Source organism: Nostoc sp. DSM 114160, from assembly GCF_053470305.1.
In genome coordinates this window covers 1,817,914-1,836,497 of the sequence record NZ_JBPFGO010000002.1, presented here as the reverse complement: position 1 = coordinate 1,836,497, position 18,584 = coordinate 1,817,914, and the positions used below count along the sequence as shown (strand labels likewise).

Sequence of the window (18,584 nt, the reverse complement as noted above, 5' to 3'; positions counted from 1 at the left end):
TATTATGCATCGCACTCCAAATCGCGGACAAATTCAAGCCAAACTTAGCTCAATGCCTCCTCAACGTTCACAAGCAAGAGTTTACTTAAATGCTTACAAAATGATGTTGGAAAAAGAGCGTTTAGAGCAGGAACTACAGAAACTCGAAGCACGCCGACATCAGATTCAGCAGCGTCTTGCTATTTTAAACAGTCAAATCATTGCTGAAGAAGATAAGACTCACCAGCAAGCAAATACTGACTTAGAGGACAATACACCAAAATTCAACACCATAACATTAGAATACTAAGTATTAAGATTTCAGCTGCCTATTCTTCACAACTTCCTTAGGTGGTCGGGGCTTAAATCAGATTTTGTAATGATACTTAAAAATAAAATGAGTGCTTCAATTAAGGAATTTGATATATGGGTTGAGCTTGATGAATATGATGCTACGGAAAAGCAGAATTTAGATGAAGACTTCTGTAATGCAATAATATGCTATCCTGATGGTTCACGGATTACTCTTAATATCTGGAGTGAAAATTACCTCTACAACCAGATTAATAATCTTGATTGGATAGATAAACAAGTAGCTATCTTGCCAGATATTGTAGTACGTAATTTTAACTCTGACTCAATTCGGCAAGCTATTAAAAATTTAGTTAATAATTATAGTTGGCTAGAAGGGCGTGGCTTTCCAGCGTTATCTTGTGAGTAGTTCGGTTTATCCTGTTTCGATACTAATACAAAACATTAATGCAGCGATCGCCTTGTGTGATGTCGGAATTTTTGGGTTAAGCGATATTGGGGTAAAAGCGGTTAGAATAGAGCATTCAGTTTGTATTAGCCTGTAAATAACCCATTTTAATAGGAAAATCATGAATGCTCACGAGTTATTGCAGCGATATGCTGTTGGAGAGAGAGATTTTAATGGGGTTGATTTAAGTAATATTGAAATATTTGGCTCACATTTAGAGAAAATCAATTTGAGTCAGGCAAACCTGAGCAGGGCTAATTTAAAAGATACCTGGTTGTCTGAAGCTAACTTGGATGGAGCAATTTTGGTAAAAGCTTCCTTGAGTGGGGCAAACCTTGACTATGCCAGTTTAAGACAAACTAACTTAGATGGGTCTAATTTGAGCGAAGCAAGTTTGATGGGAGCGAATTTAGAGGGGGCTAGTTTGAGAAATGCAGAATTGAGAATGGCTAATTTGTACAATGCTAACTTGAGAAACGCTAATTTGGAATTAGCTTGTATAGGAGAAACTGATTTATCCTATGCAAATCTTATAGACGCAAATATCAAAGGAATTAATATAGATACTTTGCTGTCCTGTTGTGGTAATACAGTCTTGCCTGATGGACAAGTTGCCAGTGACCCCTTGGGCTGGTTAAGCTTTTAACAAAATTAAAAACCAATACTTAAAGAATAATAATCAGAATTTGCTTATCAAAAGGGTAGAAGTTAAGAAACAGATTAAGAAAATAATTTTTTCTAAAGTCAAAAGCTTTATTGATAAGGATTTCAGCCACCAATGCTGACTACCTTGATTGCGCTGTCAAAGTTAGCAGATAGAAAAACCATTTATCAAGCATTTCACAGCAAATGGTGGAATTTTTCATCAATCGTTGCGATACCCCAAAGTGAGCAATAAAGCTTATCTCAAACCCTTATATATTCAGCTTTGCGCTAGGCACGAAAATTCGTTGCTTAGTTATTTCTTACTTCTACTCAATTGTCTAAAATTAGCCATATCGCTTCACAAGGAATGGAGAATCGACATCTAAAAGCCAATTCTCATCAATAAATTCTAGATTTTCATCATAAACAAAAACTAATTCACCAACTTTTTGAGCATTGCTACTTGCAGTTTTCACACGATCAACAGCATCAGCTATGAGCAAAAACTTTAGTTGTAAAAAACGTTCCTTGTGAGTAACGCCTATTGAACTGCTAACTAATTCGGCTTCTAGGGTACGAGGTAACGTAATTTTCTCATAATATTCATCTTGTTCATCCCAATAGCCACACACTTTATAATCACACCGATCAAGATGTTCTTGAACAATAAGAGTAGCATCTAAACTTTGTAATATTTCAGTTAAATCTTGCCAAACTTGATGATTTTTTAATTCGAGCCTTGTCATAGTTATGTGAGTTTAATGTTCTGTTACAAAACAGGGAAGTGCAATATAATTCAAATGTTTACAATTTGATAAGTTAGATTATAAATAAGTAGAAAGTACACTGTTGGGGCAGTAATTTATCAGTAAGCTGGGAAAGAATTAACCGAAATGGACAATTATGACAATTTCTTGCGGGGGCTAAAAGAACGCATACGCAACGCCCAGGTACGAGCGGCATTATCTATTAACCGCGAATTGATATTGCTTTATTGGCAAATTGGACGAGATATTCTTCTTCGACAACAACAACAGGGATGGGGAACAAAAGTTATTGAGCGTCTTGCCAGGGATTTAAAAGAAGCCTTCCCGGAGATGAAAGGATTCTCAGCACGTAACCTGAAGTATATGCGGGCTTTCGCGGAAGCTTACCCAGATGAACAAATTGTGCAACAGCTTGTTGCACTAATTCCTTGGGGGCATAATGTCCGTATTTTGGATACTATCAAAGATACTTCAGCAAAGCTATGGTATGTACAAAAAACCTTAGAAAATGGTTGGAGTCGCAATATTTTAACTCTACAAATTGACAATAGACTTTTTGAGCGTCAGGGAAAAGCTGTCAATAACTTTGATGCTATATTACCCTCTCCTCAATCAGACATTGCTAGAGAGACTTTAAAAGACCCTTACATTTTTGATTTTTTAACTTTAGGAGAAGCAGCACAAGAACGAGAAATAGAAAAAGAGCTTGTTAAACATATTACCCAATTCCTTTTAGAATTAGGTATAGGATTTGCCTTTGTTGGACAGCAATATAATTTAAAAGTTGGAAATGAAGATTTTTATATAGACCTGCTTTTTTATCATGTAAAATTACATTGTTTTGTAGTAATTGAACTAAAAACAGGTAAATTCAAACCTGAGTACGCAGGAAAAATCAATTTTTATCTTTCGGCTGTAGATGATTTACTTAAATCTCCTCTAGATAGTCCTTCAATTGGTTTAATTTTGTGTGCAAGTAAGGATAATATTATTGCTGAATATGCGCTGCGTGATGTCAATAAACCAATTGGTATTGCTGAATGGCAAACTAAACTTACTAAATCACTGCCCAAAGAGTTACAAACAAATTTACCAACTATTGAGCAGTTGGAAGCAGAATTGGAGAATTTGTCTGTAGAAGTAGGTAATGAAGAAAAGGAGTAATAGTGTAAGTTAATCTACAATGCTTGCTCGAATATCTTTTAAAGTCATCATTAGTGTAAATGGTTCTATTGGTGATACTTGAAACGGAAATCGTCATATCGTGCCGCAAGCCCCAGACTCATTAATCCGAAAAGTATAGTGGATTTTGCCTGGATGCTGTTCGCGGCATCGTAATGAAACTACTTCTAAATCTTTATCAACAAAATATTCTCCGCTATCTGGTTCAACTGCAACAAAGCAGTTGTAGTGAGTTTCAATTAATTCTGATTTTACTCGCTCAAAAATAGGTTTACAACGTTGGTAAAAAGCCTCGCGTTCGGCTTCATATCGTGCTTTTTGTTCTTCATTCCACTGAATTTCAGGGAATATTCGTCCCCTGCGTGCGGTACGAGTGGGTTTGGTTTCAGTCATGGCTGATTATATTCGGAATCGCAATACTTATATTTTCTCTCATCCACACATCACGGATTAAATTCGATGAAAAAAGCCTCGCCTTCGGGGGTGTAGTTCCTCCTCTGGAGACACTTGCGTGGGCGGGTTTTCCGACTTGAGCAAAGTGTCGTCCTCCTGCATCACTCTTGTGTGCGATCGCGTTCTTGCTTTTCTGCTTCCAGAATCGCTAATAAAAGGGCTTCTTCCTGAATTTCAAACTCTTCTTCAGGAATTTCTCCCATATCAAAAGCAAGTTGAAGTGCTAGAAGCTGCTTGCTGAGATTTTCTTTATCATCAATTTCAGTACTTGCTTGTTCTAAAATTTTTTCCCCAAGCCACGTTACCCCCATTAATGGGCCGGTAATCGGTAATAGTAAAAAGCGCAGAACCATATCACTTTACACTTGTGTGGTTTTATTAAAGCTGTCTCACAAGACCGTAATCATGCTGATGACATAAATACTAAACATTACTAGTCTTATGTTGATGCCAAAATCCTTTGGATTTGAATCCAGTTAAAGCTTATTGACATCCGTATTTTATATATCCGATGTGCAAAAAATTACTTTTACATAAAATTACTATTGAGGAGGTACTTAGAGCTTGACAACAGTATTAAATGCATCTCCCCAGCGATTTGTCAATACCCCTGCTGTTCAACGCGTCGCTCAACGTGCTTTGCGCTATCTACAGTCAGGTTTTTCAGTACATTTACGTGGCCCGGCCGGAGTCGGAAAAACTACTCTAGCAATGCATCTAGCTGATTTGCTCAATCAGCCTATCATCCTCTTATTTGGAGATGATGAGTTTAAAACCTCAGACTTGATTGGCAATCAATTAGGTTACACCCGCAAAAAGGTTGTTGATAACTTCATCCACAGCGTTGTTAAAGTTGAGGATGAACTGCGGCAACACTGGGTTGACGCACGATTAACCCTAGCTTGTAAAGAAGGATTTACGCTGGTTTACGACGAATTTAATCGATCGCACCCGGAGGTAAATAACGTTTTACTTTCCGTACTTGAGGAAAGGCTATTAGTATTGCCAACAAACCAGCATCGAGCCGAGTATATCCGGGTTCATCCCCAGTTTCGCGCAATCTTAACATCAAATCCTCAAGAGTATTGTGGAGTCCATGCAACTCAGGATGCTTTGATGGATCGTGTTATTACCATCGATATGCCTCCACCTGATGAACTAACTCAGCAGGAGATTGTAATTCAGAAAACAGGCATAGATTCCGAGAAAGCAGACAAAATCGTGCGCTTAGTGCGGATGTTTTGGAGTCGCTCTGGCTCTGGGACAAGGCGGCGGCTTACGTTCCTGTCTGATGATTGCTAGAATCTGCCACGAACACGAAATTTCTGTAAACTTTGAAGAGCCTAACTTCCAAGATATTTGTGCTGATATCCTGCTTTCTCGCACAAATCAACCTCGTATGGAAGCAACTCGGCTACTGGAAGAGGTTTTGCGTGAATTGTATCGTGGTACAAATACTCAATCTCAGTCAGCAGAAGAGATAATATCAGACAGTCAAAATCAGATTGTATTGGAACAACGAGTACCTTACGAGCATGAAGTCTATAACTACCTGTGCAAGTCTCCAGGAAAGCGTTTCTCTGATTTGGCAGCAGAATTAGGGATCGATCGCAGTCAAATTGTAGCTGCACTCAAGTCTCTCAAAGAGCAAGGAGTATTATTGCAAATGCAGGGTAATACTGAACTGCCGAACATATCACAAGTGGCTTTTGATTCAGGCCATTTAATAAACAAATGAGTACTCATACTAACCGGGGAGTTATTACAGCAACTCAAGGTTCTACCTTGGCAGATATTCTCGAACGGGTTTTAGATAAAGGCATTGTGATCGCAGGAGATATTTCTGTTTCCGTCGGCTCCACAGAACTGCTCAACATCCGAATTCGTTTGTTGATTTCTTCTGTTGATAAAGCCAAAGAGATTGGAATTAACTGGTGGGAGAGCGACCCCTATCTTAATAGTCAAGCTCGTTCCTTATTAACAACTAATCAACAACTTCAAGAGCGTGTTGCCAGTCTAGAAACAGAACTGCGATCGCTCAAAGCACTCAATCCTATTAATCATCAGAATGCAGGCGATTAGCAAATCAAAAGGTTCCGATTCCGGTTTAGCACCGTTATTACTGACGGTTGTGGAACTGATACGCCAACTCATGGAAGCTCAGGTGATTCGGCGCATGGATGCTGGCACTCTCAACGACTCTGAGTTAGATCGGGCTGCCGAAAGCCTGCAAAAGCTTGAACAGCAGGTTGTTCAGCTTTGCGAGATATTTGATATTGACCCAGCCGAGCTAAATATTAACTTGGGTGAAATAGGAACTTTACTTCCCCAATCTGGAGGATATTACCCTGGCGAAACCTCTAGTCAACCTTCTATTCTAGAACTCCTCGATCGCCTATTAAATACAGGTGTGGTAGTTGAAGGTGACTTGGACTTAGGACTAGCTCAATTAAACTTAGTTCATGCCAAGTTAAGATTAGTACTCACTTCTAAACCTTTGTAACTTTTTTATCTACATTCTTATTGGTAATACATTCTTATGAGTTATGGCTTTTACATTTACGGAATTTTAACCTTACCTGCTCCGCAAGATTTAAATTTAGAAGGGTTAGATCGTCAACCCGTACAAATTAAAATTTTGGATGGTTTTGCAGTAATCTACTCGGAAGCACAGCAAGAGCGTTATTTAGCAAGCCGTCGTAACCTGCTAAGTCATGAAAAAGTCCTTGAGGAAATCATGCAAGCAGGCGATGTCTACGACGGGCTACGCCAACGCAATTTACTGCCCGTGCAATTTGGACTTTTGGTTGCAAGTTGGGAAACGTTTTCACAACAATTAATTCGTCCTCATCAAGAAGAATTGACCCAGTTGCTAGCAAAATTATCCGGTCGCCGAGAAGTTAGCGTTAAAGTTTTTTGGGATACCGAGGCAGAAATTAAGGGATTATTAGCAGAAAATCCAGATATCAAAACCGAAAGGGATAAGCTAGCGGGTCAACCTCTGAATATAGAGCAGGTGATTCAAATAGGACAAGCCATCGAACAGGGAATGAGCGATCGCAAACAAGGCATCATCAATTTATTTCAAGGCACGCTCAACTCCATTGCGATCGATGTAGTGGAAAATAATCCCCAAATGGACACAATGATTTACAACGCAGCCTACCTAATTCCTTGGGAAGCAGAATCACAATTTAGCGAACAGGTTGAAGCACTCGATCGCCAATTTGAAGAACGTTTGCGAATTCGCTACAACAACTTTACTGCCCCCTTTAACTTTGCTCGTCTGCGATTATTCAGTTCCAACTAAACAGCAATAAAAATTGAAAATCAAAAGACCTCTTGCACCAATCAGATTATGACTACTAAACAGCTAATTTCTCTCGAACTCTCTGCGCCTCTGCGTCTCTGCGTGAGATAAAAAATTCTTGTTTTCCAACATTCGTGCAAGAAGCCTATTGAAATTAAATTTTTCTCTATCTTTTATTTAAGTAAAATCAATGGACGACATATTTAAAGGATTTGAACAACTACTAGAAATTGCCAAAGCTTTAGAAGAAAAAGCAGAGAAAGGCGAGTTAAAAACTTCTATTCAAATTCGCTCTCATAATCTCAGTAGTATTCCCCGACAAGGCAATATTCCGAGAAAAACTAGTTCCAGCCGAGTCCAATCCAATTCCAGCGATGCAGCGACACCAATGGATGATGCTGAAGTCACCCCCCCATCACCTCGGACAAACTCAAAAACTTCTTGGCAAGATGTCGGCGGCTTAGGTGATGTTCTTAAAGAAATCAGAGAGTTAGTTGAAATCCCACTGAAACGTCCAGATTTATTAGCGAAATTAGGGTTAGAGCCTCCGCGTGGAGTTTTGCTAGTTGGCCCCCCCGGAACCGGAAAAACTTTAACAGCCCGCGTTTTGGCAGAAGAGTTAGAGTTAAACTACATTGCCATCAATGGCCCAGAGGTGATGAGCAAGTATTACGGGGAAGCAGAAGCTCGTTTGCGAAGCATTTTTGAGAAAGCAACTCGTTCTGCTCCCTGTCTGATATTTATTGATGAAATTGACAGCCTCGCCCCAGATCGCAGCCAAGTAGAAGGAGAAGTTGAAAAAAGACTAGTGGCGCAGTTGCTTGGGTTAATGGATGGGTTTGCCAAAACCGAGGGCGTACTCGTACTAGCAGCAACAAATCGTCCCGATTACCTCGATCCGGCGCTGCGTCGTCCGGGACGTTTCGATCGCGAAGTTCATTTTCGCGTTCCCGATCGCAATGGACGATTGGAAATTCTCACAATTTTAACAAGTGCCATGCCCTTGGAGACTGCGGTTGATTTAGGAGCGATCGCCGATTTAGCTGTCGGTTTTGTCGGTGCGGATATCAAAGCACTTTGTCAAAAAGCAGCCTACATTGCCCTGCGTCGTCAAGTCCCTTCGCTCAACAGTGCCATTCCTGAGAACATGACTGTTATGCAGCAGGATTTTCTCGAAGCAATTAAGGAGATAAAACCCTCAGTTCTCAGGTCTGTAGCAGTGGAAGCACCGAATGTCAGTTGGGATGACATTGGTGGTTTGGATGATGTGAAACAAAAACTTCAAGAATCTGTAGAGGGCGCACTCCTCTATCCCGAACTATACGAGCAAACCAGAGCCAAGCCTCCCCGTGGGATTCTGTTGTGGGGACCGCCGGGAACCGGAAAAACATTACTGGCAAAAGCGATCGCTTCCCAAGCTAGAGCCAACTTTATTGCTGTGAATGGCCCGGAATTACTCAGCCGATGGGTAGGAGCCGCAGAACAAGCAGTTAGAGAACTCTTTGGTAAAGCTCGGCAAGCAGCACCTTGCGTTGTGTTTGTAGATGAAATTGATACTCTGGCACCAGCACGGGGCAAATTCAGTGGTGATTCTGGAGTTAGCGATCGCGTTGTCGGTCAACTGCTCACCGAATTGGATGGGTTGCATGAATGCCCGAAAGTCCTTTTAGTAGGAGCAACCAATCGTCCAGAAACCCTCGATCCTGCCTTGCTCAGAGCCGGAAGACTAGACTTACAAATCAAAATCGATCTACCAGATCGAGCCAGCCGATTAGCGATTTTACAAGTTCACAATCTAGATCGTCCCTTAGTTGATGTCGATTTAGAAACATGGGCGACAGTTACCGAGGGTTGGAATGGCGCAGACTTAGCTTTGTTGAGCAATCAAGCTGCTTTAAGCGCAATTCGTCGATACCGCGCACAAGGATTGAGCGACTCCAGCTTGATTCAGATTACAAATGATGATTTTCAAGTTACATATCAGATGCTTGCTAATCAGCATCAATCTGAATAGTGATTCATCGCATTGAAGGCTTATAGATCCCCGACTTCTTTAAGAAGTCGGGGATCTGAACACCCCTAACCCATCGAAAATTTATGTCAATATACGCCTATGCTCTTCTAGTACCGATCGCATCACCGCTTATCCTACCTTTAGGGATGGAAAGGAATACCGAACTCGTTTACTCTTCTGGTTTAGCCGCGATCGTAGAGCCGGAAATCTCGCTGGAAGCATTACAAGCAACCGATGAGCGTTTACTTCAATCTGTATTAACCCACGATCGCGTGATTCGAGAACTTTTTCAACAAACTCCCCTTCTTCCCTTACGCTTTGGCAGCGGTTTTACCTCGCAAGAAAAACTGCTGAATCATCTAGAACAGCACCAAGAGCAATATCTAGAAACCCTAACTCAGCTAAGAGACAAAGTTGAGTACACTTTAAAATTGACACCCAGTTGTTTGCTTGACGACTCTGACACTATTGATGCTAGGGGAAAAGCCTATTTATTAGCGAAAAAACAACGCTACCAAACACAGCAAGCATTTCAAGCACAACAATGCCAACAGTGGGAACTCTTGCACCAGCTAATTCTCAAAACATATACGAATGTTATCTGTGAAACTCGACAGCAAGATGTGCGGCAAATCCACTTTTTGGCACAGCGCAACGATTCAACGCTCAGTACACAGCAGTTTTCCCTCTGGCAAGTACAATGCTCGCACTGGCAATTGGCACTCAGCGAACCTCTGCCACCCTATCATTTTCTAAAAAATACTCTCATATAAATTCATAAAAAATAATAATTATAACTTTCCCAGAAAAAATAAAGACGGGCTGATTTTTTCTTGAATTTTTTTCTAAAAAATATTGTTAACTTTTTAGTATTTTTTTATTTTATTATATTTATCTCCGATTTTTGGGAACACTAAACTCAGGAAGAATAAAACACATTGTGTAAGTTTTACCTATTGCTCAATCAGAGCAAGATGAAATAAATAATTAGAGTTGTGAGAGGGAAAGAAAATGGCTGTTGAAAAAGTTAACTCATCTTCAAGTCTGGCTGAAGTTATTGACCGCATTTTAGACAAAGGAATTGTAGTTGATGCTTGGGTACGTGTTTCTTTAGTTGGTATTGAATTACTAGCAGTCGAAGCTCGCATTGTAATTGCTTCAGTTGAAACTTACTTAAGATATGCAGAAGCTGTTGGTTTAACATCTCAGGCTGCTGTTCCATCTGCTGCTTAATATCACATTAGAAAAAGGGAGTCTTAATTTATGGCTCCCATTTAATTTTTCTAGTTAACAAAATAGGAGATTTCAGCTGATGGCTCTCAAGAATTTATGGGAACAAGAGCGACAAGAGCGATTGCAAATAACTGCTGAACGCCGTCAAAAAATTAACCAGTGGAAACAGTTAACTCAACAAGAATTGCAGCTGCAAGCAGATTTGCTTCATCAAGAATTGAGCAATTTTGTTACCAGCCTTCACAACAATAGAAAGTTACAACAGCAGCAATTTCAGCAAGAGATTGTAGAGCGCCAATTAGAAATATTGCAAATAAAAACAGATGTCTGCCAACGCCAACAACAATACCGCCAACAGCGGGCAGCAAAGGCTCAGGCATTATTCCAAGATTTGCAAAATTTCCGGGCAATTTTACATAAAAATGTTTGGGGCGATAGCACTCACAAACAAGTAGTTGCCCCGCCTCCTGCTAAAACAGAGAAATTAGTGCCAACGGTTCCAAAATGGTCAATTTCCCGTTCTGGAATTAAAGCTACTGGTTTTCGTCCTTCCGTCAATACCATGACTAGAAAAGTGCCTACATCGAATGCAGATACTAAATCTAAAGTGCAGCAATATATTCAGCAAGCCCAAGGAGCTACTCTAACAGAAATTGAAGAGGCGATCGGCTTAACCAGGGTGCAAACGATAGATATCCTGCGCTCCTTAATCAAGCAAGGGATACTAGAACAACGCGATCGCCAATACTTTATTCGGCAACAAGCAATTTCTTGACAAACTGGATTCAAGCTCATTTTTTGTAATTGCAGACTAGCTGCTCTTGCGATCGCTTGTGTCTTTTGCCTAAAGCCGACATAGTACGCAATCGCTCGGCATTAAAGCTGGTCTATGGTTTGTAATATTCAACATTTCCATCTTTTTAAGGTCTGTATTGACAAGCAATTGTCTCAGTATATGTAACATTGCAAAAGTAATATAGATAACTTTTTTCTAATTAAAAAAAGAGCTTAAATCTTTGTTAGAGCTTCCGGTTTTGAACTTTCAAAATGTCTGGATTGGAAAGGGATATAACAAGCTGGGGTAGCTCAATTCAAGTTTTGAACTTTGCTATTGGCGATCGCATGATGAGGTTAATAAGCTGGATTGTTTGGGGAATTCTAATGTAAATGCAAAACTCAAGATATATATGGAGGTGCGATCCATTGTGAATCAATTGATCGAGCAACTTCAAACTAAATTATTCACAGGTAGGCTGAATCTTGAAGCAAGGGACGGGCCGACTTGGACGCTATATTTTCGTTTAGGACGATTAATTTGGCAGGCTGGCGGTTCTAATGCCGATGAGCGATGGCGACGGCACTTGTTGCAGTACTGTTCTAATCTGGATGTGACAAAGTTGGAGGGGCTGGTCTCTCCCCAGGAAAGTTATCGCGAGTATTGCATTCTTAGTAAATTGCGAGAACAAAAATTAATCGAACAACAACAACTTGTTAGCCTAATTACAAGCTTAATAGCTGAAGTCCTGTTTGATATAATCCAGTACGTTGAAGCCAAAAGAAATGGCAACAATCCAGCAGGGCAGTTGTCACCTACTACCGTTGTTGGTGCAGTTCCTGGATTTCTCCTAGCTGTAATACCAACTGAGGAAGTCTTAAAACAAGCTACACAAGCCTGGCAAGAATGGCGAGATGCAGGATTGGCTAGTTACTCGCCTAATTTATATCCTGTCATTGACAAACTTGAACTACTCCAAGGACAAGCATCCTCTAAACAGATTATTTCTCTAGTTGATGGCACAAAAACTTTACGAGGTCTAGGGCAAAAAAGCGGTCGGGATGCCTTAGTTTTGGCCCGGTTCTTGATGCCATTGGTAAAAACAGGGGCGATCGCTTTTTCACCCACTCCAAGCCCCAGAAAGGTTGCAATTCAAGAAACTGGCAACCCCTCCAGTGCAGTTAATAATCCCAATTCTTCACCCAAGAGTGAAGAAAACACTGTTATACAAGTTGCACCCCCAGCTACTAGCAAACAAATTGTCACGTCTAGTACAGTTAATCATCCCAATTCTTCCCAGAAGACAGAAGAGAACACTGTTATACAAGTTGCTCTCCCAGCGACTAGCAAACAAATTGTCAGTCCGTCTAGTGCAGTTAATCATCCCAATTCTTCCCGGAAGATAGAAGAGAACACTGTTATACAAGTTGCTCCCCCAGCAGCTAACAAAGCAATTATTGATGTCTCAAGACCTTTAGTAGCCTGTGTGGATGATAGTCCGACGATCTGTCGCAGTTTGGAGGAAATTCTCACCCATCAAAATTATCGCTTTGTTGGCATTCAAGACTCTTTGACGGCAGTTTTAAAGCTAATTAAAAGCAAGCCCGACTTCATTTTTTTGGATCTTTTGATGCCAAAAGTGAATGGCTATGAAATTTGTTCTCAAATCCGTAAAACTCCAAGTCTTAAAGATGTGCCAGTCGTCATCTTAACGGGGAAAGATGGAATAGTAGATCGGATGCGAACAAAATTAGTAGGCGCGACTGACTTTTTGGGTAAACCCGTAGAGGCAGACAAAGTACTTAATATGCTGCACAAGTATTTAAGCGTTTAGGTTAGATAAATCCGAATTTCAATCTCTTTCTCTATGCCTGGAGCGTCTGGGCGCGAGACAAAAAAAGTCTCCTGCCTCCTACCCTCTGCCTTATTTTCAAATTCTGAATTAAATAGTTAGGAATAAAAATGAAAAAAGTTCTTTTAGTTGAAGATAGCCTCACAGAATCCGAAAAGATGACGCGTTACCTCGAGCAAGGAGGATATTCAGTTTATGAAGTTCGCAGTGGTGAAGAGGCTCAACTGCGTTTGAAACAACAAAAACCTGACTTGATTCTACTGGATTTGATTTTGCCAGGCCAAAGTGGATTTGAGTTCTGCCGCAAGTTGAAAGCCGATCCGACAACAAAAGCAATCCCGGTAGTGATTTGCTCAACTAAAAACACAGATGTTGATAGAACTTGGGGCAATATGAGTGGAGCCGATGCCTATTTAGTCAAACCTGTAGATGAAAATACCTTGCTCCAGACTGTTAGTAAATTTATTCGCTAAAGGAAACTGGGGCAATGGTACAGGGCAACGATCGCTTTAAAGAGCTACCCATTAATAGCCAATTTCGACTTGAAAACTCTTCCCAAGGAAACAACCAGAGGTTTTTAAGATTTCCGTTGAATGGAAAGGTGAATGGTTTACTCCCACTAGCTGATTTGCGGGGAGTAATTCAGGTTGCGCTGACGGAGATTTTGCCAGTACCCCAGGTAGCAGAATTCTTGTTAGGCATCATGAATTGGCGGGGAGAAGCGATTTGGATTCTTGATTTAGCAGGTTTGTTGGGAGCAACACACTGGTGTCGGCGAGAAAGTGTGCGTAACTCTGGCATGGCGATGCTCGTTCAAGTCCAGAATCAAACCGTCGGGCTGTTGGTGGAGCAAGTCAATACCATTGAAGTTTATGACCCCCAAGAGCGGTTAGCGATTTCGACATCGATGTTACCTGCTCGACTAGGCTCGTTCTTACAGGGTTATTTTGTGGATTCTCAAGGTAGCCCTTTGATGTTAATTGACACCCATGTTGTGATTCAAGCCCTTCAGCCTATTTAACACTAGACCTCTTGCAAAAATAGTTTTGCACTCTTGGGGGAAAGGGGAAAGGGGAAAAGGTAAAAACCTCGCCCCGCACTTCGGGCCTCTACGCTAACGTGGGCGACTTGTTCATTCCTTTTCCCTTTAACCTTTTCCCTCTTTCTTATCCCTTTTCCCGACTCCTGCAAGAAGTCTACTCTGCATTCTACTTTTTAACTCCGACAACCTTCATAGCAAGAAAGATTATGGTAATGCATACACCCAGCCAACCACACTCAAATTCCGGCAACGGTTATAAGGATACCGATAACGGGCATACCGACGATCTAAGAGCAAAACAGCAAATCACCTCCACTCTAGAAGAATTGCGGACTGAACTGGATCAAGCTGATTGGGTGGAAACAGGGCCATTGCGAGACAGAATCCGCAAGTTAAAAGAACTGGTAAGTGTGTTGCCATATCAAAACGGAGGAAACGGAGGAGATGGATTCGAGGTAGAGCAATTACAGGCGATCGCCAGCAAAATCCGCCAATTTTCCGATCTAGATACCTTGCTTGCTACTGCTGTCATGGAGGTACAAAACGCCCTGCAAGCCGATCGCGTGGTGGTGTATGAGTTTACGAATCCGACGCTGGGGATAGTTGCTGCGGAGGCGATGAGGGATGGCTTTACGCCAATGCTGAAGGAAAAACTGCCCGCCGTTACTTTTGGGTTAGGTTCTACCAAACTTTATCAACAAGACAAATTAGTAGCGATCGCGGATACTCATACTGCAAGCTTGTCTCCTTACCAAAAGCAGCTTGTAGATCGGTTTCAGGTAAGGGCTTGTTTGAGCTTGCCAATCTTAACAAAAGATGGGGTTTGGGGTTTATTGGTAGTGCAGCAATGTACTGCACCTCGCCAGTGGCAGAATGCGGAAATTAAGTCACTAAAATTACTCGCGCAGGAATTAGAAGCGCAACTGCAAGTTGCCGCGATTCAATCTACATTGAAACAAGAAGTAGAAAAAGACCAAATCCTTACCGATGTAGCGAGTAAAATTCTCCAGTCCAAAGATGTGGATACCATCTTTCGCATTGCCACCCAAGAAGTGCGACAGTCACTAAAATGCGATCGCGTGGCAATCTATCGTTTCCAGCCAGATTGGAGTGGAGAATTTGTTGCTGAATCTGTGGGATCTGAGTGGGTTTCTTTATTACAAGAACAGCGAAACAACCCTGCAATTGTCAAGAACGTTAACTATTGCAGTGTGAGGAACTTTGCAGACGAAGGGGGATTAGTTGGGACAACAGGGCGATCGCACGATAGCTACATTCAACACACCCAAGGCAAAACCTTCCATCGCGGACAGGTCTATCGAGTCACTAATGATATTTACAGTGCTGGTTTTTCTGACTGCTATATCAAAATTTTAGAAAGCTATCAAGCCAAAGCATACATTATTGTTGCCATCTTCCAGGGAGAACAATTGTGGGGCTTGCTTGCTGCTTATCAAAATTCGCAGCCTCGTCAGTGGAAAGATAGTGAAGTGCGACTGATGGTGCAGGTGGCATCTCTATCTAGTATTGCTATTCAACAGTTGCAATATCAGCAACAACTTTATCAACGCTCTGAAGAGTCAGCCAAACTAATCGAACGAGAACGTACTGTTTTCGGCATCATTGAAAAGATTGGACAAGCAACGGAGCTTCGCACCCTTTTCCGCACTACCACCCAAGAGTTACGGCGATTTTTAAAATGCGATCGCGTAGTCGTTTATCAATTTTATCCAGACTGGAGTGGAGAAGTTATCGCTGAATCTGTGGCTGCTGGTTGGTCGTCCCTGTTGGATATTCAGGAACAAGAAACCATTTTAAAAACAGGCATGGTATCTTCAGAGCGTTGCAGTGTTAAAGATTATGGCTCCCCTGGAAAACTCGATCCCGATACATATCTCAAGGAAACGCAGGGTGGAATGTACGCCAAAGAAAGGCGCTTCCGCAAAGTCAATGATATTTATGCTGCTGGTTTTTCACCTTGCTATGTAGAAGCATTAGAAAAATTCCAAGCTAAAGCGTACATCATTGTTCCGATTTTCCGCGCTGGTAAGCTTTGGGGTTTGTTAGCAGCTTATCAAAATTCTGATGTTCGCAAATGGACTGAAGAAGAGACTGGTGCTTTGTTGCAGATTAGCGAACCGTTGAGCATTGCCCTCCAGCAAGCTGAATATATCGAACAGCTACGGTTAAAAAATCTAGAAATGGCCCAAGTAGCTGAAGTAGAAAACGCCATTGCGCGTATGGCGGAGAGAATGCGTCAGTCCCAACAGCTAGAAATCCTCTACCGCACTACCTTGGCAGAATTGCGCCAGTTGTTCAAGTGCGATCGCTTGGCAATCTATCGCTTCAACTCTGACTGGAGTGGTGAATTTATTGCCGAATCTGTAGGAAGTGAATGGATACCTCTAATTGGCCCCGATGTCAAGACCATCTGGCAAGATGAATACCTACAGCAAACCCAAGGCGGGCGATATCGCAACAATGAAACCCTTGCCGTCAATAACATTTACACTTCTGGTCATACCCAGTGCTACATTGACCTACTGGAGCAGTATCAGGTTAAAGCTTATACCATCGCCCCGATTTTTACTGGAAACAAACTTTGGGGTTGGTTAGGAGCCTATCAGAATAGCGGCCCCCGCCAGTGGAATGCCGATGAGGTGCGATTACTGAGCAAATTGGGCATTCAGTTGGGTTTAAGCGTGCAGCAAGCCGAGTATATCGAACAACTGAAAACCAAGAATGCAGAGTTGGCGCGAACAGCAGAAGAAGAACAAGTGCTGACAGGGATGGTAGAAAAAATCCGTCAGGCACAGGATACAGACACAATTTTTCGGAATTTGCTGCCAAGTTTACGCAAACAACTACAGTGCGATCGGCTAGCAGTATTTCGCTTTCATCCCGACTGGAGTGTGGAATTTGTTGCCGAATCCGTAAAAGACCAATGGTTGTCTTTAGCTGGTTCCGACATCAAAACGATTTGGATGGACGATCACTTGCAAGAAACTCAAGGCGGACGCTATCGCAATCATGAAACCTTTGTTGTCAATGATATTTACACTGTCGGTCACGTTCAGTGCCACCTAGAGATATTAGAAAAAATCCAGGCCAAGGCTTACATAATTGCGCCTATCTTTACTGGCAGCAAACTCTGGGGCTTTTTAGGAGCATACCAAAATACTGGCCCCCGACACTGGAAGCCCAAGGATGTGCAACTGTTGAAAAAAGTAGCCGTGCAAATGGGTATAGGTTTGCAACAGGTTGAGTATATCGAACAGCTCAAGAAGAAGAATGCAGAGTTAGCCAGAACCGCAGAAGGGGAACGAGCCTTGACAAGGCTGGCAGAAAAAATCCGCCAAGTTCAAGAGCTAGATACGATTTTCCGCAATGCCTTACCAGAATTGCGATCGCACTTGGAATGCGATCGGCTGGCAGTGTATCGCTTCAATCCAGATTGGGGTGGGGAATTTATTTCCGAATCCGTAAGTCGTGAATGGGTAGCTTTGGTTGGCCCCGATATCAGGACTGTATGGGAAGACGAACACCTCCAACAAACCCAAGGTGGACGCTATCGCCATAACGAGACGTTTACGATTAATGACATTTACACTTCTGGTCATGCCCAGTGCCACATAAAAATTCTAGAGCAATTCCAGATTAGAGCTTATATCATCACCCCAATTATTGCTGGAAACAAGCTTTGGGGTTTGTTAGGAGCATATCAGAATGACGGGCCGCGGCAATGGCAAGATAATGAAATCAACTTGGTAGCGAAAATCGGTACGCAGTTTGGGGTAGCTGTCCAGCAATCGCAATACTTACAACAAACCTTAAACAAGAATGAGGAACTGACAAAACTGGCAGAACGGGAAGTAGCAAACGCCAGATTTTCTTATCGCTTGCCAAGTCGGTTAACAGAGATGGCTCAAACTCATGGTGATGTTCTGGAATTTGTCCAGTTTGCCACCCACGAACTTCGTCAACTGCTGAAAGTAGACCGAGTTGGAGTTTACCGTTTTGAGCCTGATTGGTCTGGAGAATTTGTAGTTGAGTCCGTAACCGGGGATTGGCCGAAGCTTGTGGGAACTAGCCTTGCCAGAGTTAGAGATACCTTTCTCCAGTACAACAAAGGCGGACGTTATGCCCGCAAAGAAAGTTTGCGGGTTGACGATATATATAGTGTCGGTCATGACGAATGCCACATTCAATTGTTAGAAACGTGGGGAACTAAAGCCTACATGATTGCGCCGATTTTCCAAGAAGATCGGCTCTGGGGGCTGATGGCAGTTTATCAAAATAGCGCATCGCGCCAGTGGGAGCAATCAGAGGAGGATGTTCTCAACCAAGCCAGCGTCCAGATTGGTATTGCCCTGAATCTTGCAGAGTACCTAAAACAGGTGCGTACTCAAGAGCAGCAACTAGCAGAAGCAGCAGAGCGCGAACGCACTGCACGGGAAAAACTGCAACAAGGAGCAGTACGCGTTCTCATGGCTTTAGAACCATCCTTCAGAGGCGACCCTCACCGTTCGCGCTCCCTTATCTGAAGATGAAATTGGGACGATCGCCGATGGT

General features: G+C 42.1%; 21 protein-coding genes. 18 read left to right on the top strand and 3 right to left on the bottom strand.

Features of this window, described 5'->3' with window-relative positions:
• Positions 1-4: 4 nt before the first annotated feature.
• From NSTCB13_RS25220 to NSTCB13_RS25205, 4 genes are all read left to right on the top strand, one after another.
• The gene (locus NSTCB13_RS25220; RefSeq protein ID WP_445630233.1) at positions 5-289 is read left to right on the top strand and encodes a hypothetical protein; all 285 of its coding nucleotides are present in this window, start codon (positions 5-7) and stop codon (positions 287-289) included.
• A 69-nt stretch (positions 290-358) separates the two neighbouring features.
• The gene (locus NSTCB13_RS25215) at positions 359-700 is read left to right on the top strand and encodes a hypothetical protein (protein WP_448274161.1); all 342 of its coding nucleotides are present in this window, start codon (positions 359-361) and stop codon (positions 698-700) included.
• A complete protein-coding gene (locus NSTCB13_RS25210) occupies positions 693-836 on the top strand; it encodes a hypothetical protein (protein ID WP_448274160.1) in 144 nt (47 codons plus the stop codon). The genes NSTCB13_RS25215 and NSTCB13_RS25210 overlap by 8 nt, the downstream gene beginning before the upstream one ends.
• A 24-nt stretch (positions 837-860) precedes the next feature.
• A complete protein-coding gene (locus NSTCB13_RS25205; protein ID WP_448274159.1) occupies positions 861-1,385 on the top strand; it encodes a pentapeptide repeat-containing protein in 525 nt (174 codons plus the stop codon).
• Between the two features lie 343 nt (positions 1,386-1,728).
• On the opposite strand, the gene NSTCB13_RS25200 is transcribed toward NSTCB13_RS25205, so the two are convergent.
• The gene (locus NSTCB13_RS25200; protein WP_445630235.1) at positions 1,729-2,130 is read right to left on the bottom strand and encodes a hypothetical protein; all 402 of its coding nucleotides are present in this window, start codon (positions 2,128-2,130) and stop codon (positions 1,729-1,731) included.
• Between the two features lie 147 nt (positions 2,131-2,277).
• On the opposite strand from NSTCB13_RS25200, the gene NSTCB13_RS25195 reads away from it, so the two are divergent.
• Positions 2,278-3,315, top strand: coding sequence for a PDDEXK nuclease domain-containing protein (locus NSTCB13_RS25195; protein WP_445630236.1), 1,038 nt, complete (start codon positions 2,278-2,280; stop codon positions 3,313-3,315).
• Between the two features lie 93 nt (positions 3,316-3,408).
• Here NSTCB13_RS25195 and NSTCB13_RS25190 read toward each other — a convergent pair whose 3' ends face one another.
• Together NSTCB13_RS25190 and NSTCB13_RS25185 are read right to left on the bottom strand one after the other, a co-directional pair.
• Positions 3,409-3,726, bottom strand: a complete 318-nt coding sequence (locus NSTCB13_RS25190) for a hypothetical protein (RefSeq protein WP_445630237.1) — start codon at positions 3,724-3,726, stop codon at positions 3,409-3,411.
• A 161-nt stretch (positions 3,727-3,887) separates the two neighbouring features.
• A complete protein-coding gene (locus NSTCB13_RS25185) occupies positions 3,888-4,139 on the bottom strand; it encodes a gas vesicle protein GvpG (protein ID WP_099068605.1) in 252 nt (83 codons plus the stop codon).
• Positions 4,140-4,350: 211 nt separating this feature from the next.
• On the opposite strand from NSTCB13_RS25185, the gene gvpN reads away from it, so the two are divergent.
• From gvpN to NSTCB13_RS25120, 13 genes are all read left to right on the top strand, one after another.
• Positions 4,351-5,088, top strand: coding sequence for a gas vesicle protein GvpN (gene gvpN, locus NSTCB13_RS25180; protein WP_448274158.1), 738 nt, complete (start codon positions 4,351-4,353; stop codon positions 5,086-5,088).
• Positions 5,078-5,524, top strand: coding sequence for a helix-turn-helix domain-containing protein (locus NSTCB13_RS25175; RefSeq protein ID WP_448274157.1), 447 nt, complete (start codon positions 5,078-5,080; stop codon positions 5,522-5,524). The genes gvpN and NSTCB13_RS25175 overlap by 11 nt, the downstream gene beginning before the upstream one ends.
• Entirely contained in the window at positions 5,521-5,868 is a 348-nt protein-coding gene (locus NSTCB13_RS25170; RefSeq protein WP_445630239.1) for a gas vesicle protein, read from the top strand. The genes NSTCB13_RS25175 and NSTCB13_RS25170 overlap by 4 nt, the downstream gene beginning before the upstream one ends.
• Entirely contained in the window at positions 5,855-6,289 is a 435-nt protein-coding gene (locus NSTCB13_RS25165; RefSeq protein ID WP_445630240.1) for a gas vesicle protein K, read from the top strand. Before NSTCB13_RS25170 ends, NSTCB13_RS25165 begins: the two co-directional genes overlap by 14 nt.
• Before the next feature lie 36 nt (positions 6,290-6,325).
• Entirely contained in the window at positions 6,326-7,096 is a 771-nt protein-coding gene (gene gvpF, locus NSTCB13_RS25160) for a gas vesicle protein GvpF (protein WP_445630241.1), read from the top strand.
• 190 nt (positions 7,097-7,286) lie between these two features.
• A complete protein-coding gene (locus NSTCB13_RS25155) occupies positions 7,287-9,110 on the top strand; it encodes an AAA family ATPase (protein ID WP_445630242.1) in 1,824 nt (607 codons plus the stop codon).
• 83 nt (positions 9,111-9,193) lie between these two features.
• Entirely contained in the window at positions 9,194-9,883 is a 690-nt protein-coding gene (locus NSTCB13_RS25150; protein WP_445630243.1) for a GvpL/GvpF family gas vesicle protein, read from the top strand.
• A gap of 238 nt (positions 9,884-10,121) precedes the next feature.
• Positions 10,122-10,343: a gas vesicle structural protein GvpA gene (gvpA, locus tag NSTCB13_RS25145; protein ID WP_086756007.1), complete on the top strand. Its 222-nt coding sequence runs from the start codon at positions 10,122-10,124 to the stop codon at positions 10,341-10,343.
• Between the two features lie 79 nt (positions 10,344-10,422).
• Complete coding sequence (locus NSTCB13_RS25140; protein ID WP_445630244.1) at positions 10,423-11,118, top strand: gas vesicle protein GvpC; 696 nt, start codon at positions 10,423-10,425, stop codon at positions 11,116-11,118.
• A gap of 430 nt (positions 11,119-11,548) precedes the next feature.
• On the top strand, positions 11,549-12,952 hold the full coding sequence (locus NSTCB13_RS25135) for a response regulator (protein WP_448274156.1): 1,404 nt from the start codon (positions 11,549-11,551) through the stop codon (positions 12,950-12,952).
• A 128-nt stretch (positions 12,953-13,080) separates the two neighbouring features.
• Positions 13,081-13,443, top strand: coding sequence for a response regulator transcription factor (locus NSTCB13_RS25130; protein WP_448268196.1), 363 nt, complete (start codon positions 13,081-13,083; stop codon positions 13,441-13,443).
• Positions 13,444-13,457: 14 nt separating this feature from the next.
• Positions 13,458-13,991 (top strand): chemotaxis protein CheW, encoded by a 534-nt coding sequence (locus NSTCB13_RS25125; RefSeq protein ID WP_448274155.1) that lies wholly within the window; start codon positions 13,458-13,460, stop codon positions 13,989-13,991.
• A gap of 227 nt (positions 13,992-14,218) precedes the next feature.
• On the top strand, positions 14,219-18,556 hold the full coding sequence (locus NSTCB13_RS25120) for a GAF domain-containing protein (protein WP_448274154.1): 4,338 nt from the start codon (positions 14,219-14,221) through the stop codon (positions 18,554-18,556).
• Positions 18,557-18,584: the final 28 nt, after the last annotated feature.

What these genes read in the sequence shown, in the direction of transcription:
- NSTCB13_RS25150 (WP_445630243.1), top strand. Translation starts at nt 9,194, where the DNA reads ATGTCAATATACGCCTATGCTCTTCTAGTACCGATCGCATCACCGCTT.
- NSTCB13_RS25185 (WP_099068605.1), bottom strand. Translation starts at nt 4,139, where the DNA reads ATGGTTCTGCGCTTTTTACTATTACCGATTACCGGCCCATTAATGGGG.
- gvpF (WP_445630241.1), top strand. Translation starts at nt 6,326, where the DNA reads ATGAGTTATGGCTTTTACATTTACGGAATTTTAACCTTACCTGCTCCG.
- NSTCB13_RS25125 (WP_448274155.1), top strand. Translation starts at nt 13,458, where the DNA reads ATGGTACAGGGCAACGATCGCTTTAAAGAGCTACCCATTAATAGCCAA.
- NSTCB13_RS25130 (WP_448268196.1), top strand. Translation starts at nt 13,081, where the DNA reads ATGAAAAAAGTTCTTTTAGTTGAAGATAGCCTCACAGAATCCGAAAAG.
- NSTCB13_RS25155 (WP_445630242.1), top strand. Translation starts at nt 7,287, where the DNA reads ATGGACGACATATTTAAAGGATTTGAACAACTACTAGAAATTGCCAAA.
- NSTCB13_RS25200 (WP_445630235.1), bottom strand. Translation starts at nt 2,130, where the DNA reads ATGACAAGGCTCGAATTAAAAAATCATCAAGTTTGGCAAGATTTAACT.
- NSTCB13_RS25195 (WP_445630236.1), top strand. Translation starts at nt 2,278, where the DNA reads ATGGACAATTATGACAATTTCTTGCGGGGGCTAAAAGAACGCATACGC.
- gvpA (WP_086756007.1), top strand. Translation starts at nt 10,122, where the DNA reads ATGGCTGTTGAAAAAGTTAACTCATCTTCAAGTCTGGCTGAAGTTATT.
- NSTCB13_RS25220 (WP_445630233.1), top strand. Translation starts at nt 5, where the DNA reads ATGCATCGCACTCCAAATCGCGGACAAATTCAAGCCAAACTTAGCTCA.
- NSTCB13_RS25175 (WP_448274157.1), top strand. Translation starts at nt 5,078, where the DNA reads ATGATTGCTAGAATCTGCCACGAACACGAAATTTCTGTAAACTTTGAA.
- NSTCB13_RS25165 (WP_445630240.1), top strand. Translation starts at nt 5,855, where the DNA reads ATGCAGGCGATTAGCAAATCAAAAGGTTCCGATTCCGGTTTAGCACCG.
- NSTCB13_RS25120 (WP_448274154.1), top strand. Translation starts at nt 14,219, where the DNA reads ATGGTAATGCATACACCCAGCCAACCACACTCAAATTCCGGCAACGGT.
- NSTCB13_RS25215 (WP_448274161.1), top strand. Translation starts at nt 359, where the DNA reads ATGATACTTAAAAATAAAATGAGTGCTTCAATTAAGGAATTTGATATA.
- NSTCB13_RS25140 (WP_445630244.1), top strand. Translation starts at nt 10,423, where the DNA reads ATGGCTCTCAAGAATTTATGGGAACAAGAGCGACAAGAGCGATTGCAA.
- NSTCB13_RS25190 (WP_445630237.1), bottom strand. Translation starts at nt 3,726, where the DNA reads ATGACTGAAACCAAACCCACTCGTACCGCACGCAGGGGACGAATATTC.
- NSTCB13_RS25205 (WP_448274159.1), top strand. Translation starts at nt 861, where the DNA reads ATGAATGCTCACGAGTTATTGCAGCGATATGCTGTTGGAGAGAGAGAT.
- NSTCB13_RS25170 (WP_445630239.1), top strand. Translation starts at nt 5,521, where the DNA reads ATGAGTACTCATACTAACCGGGGAGTTATTACAGCAACTCAAGGTTCT.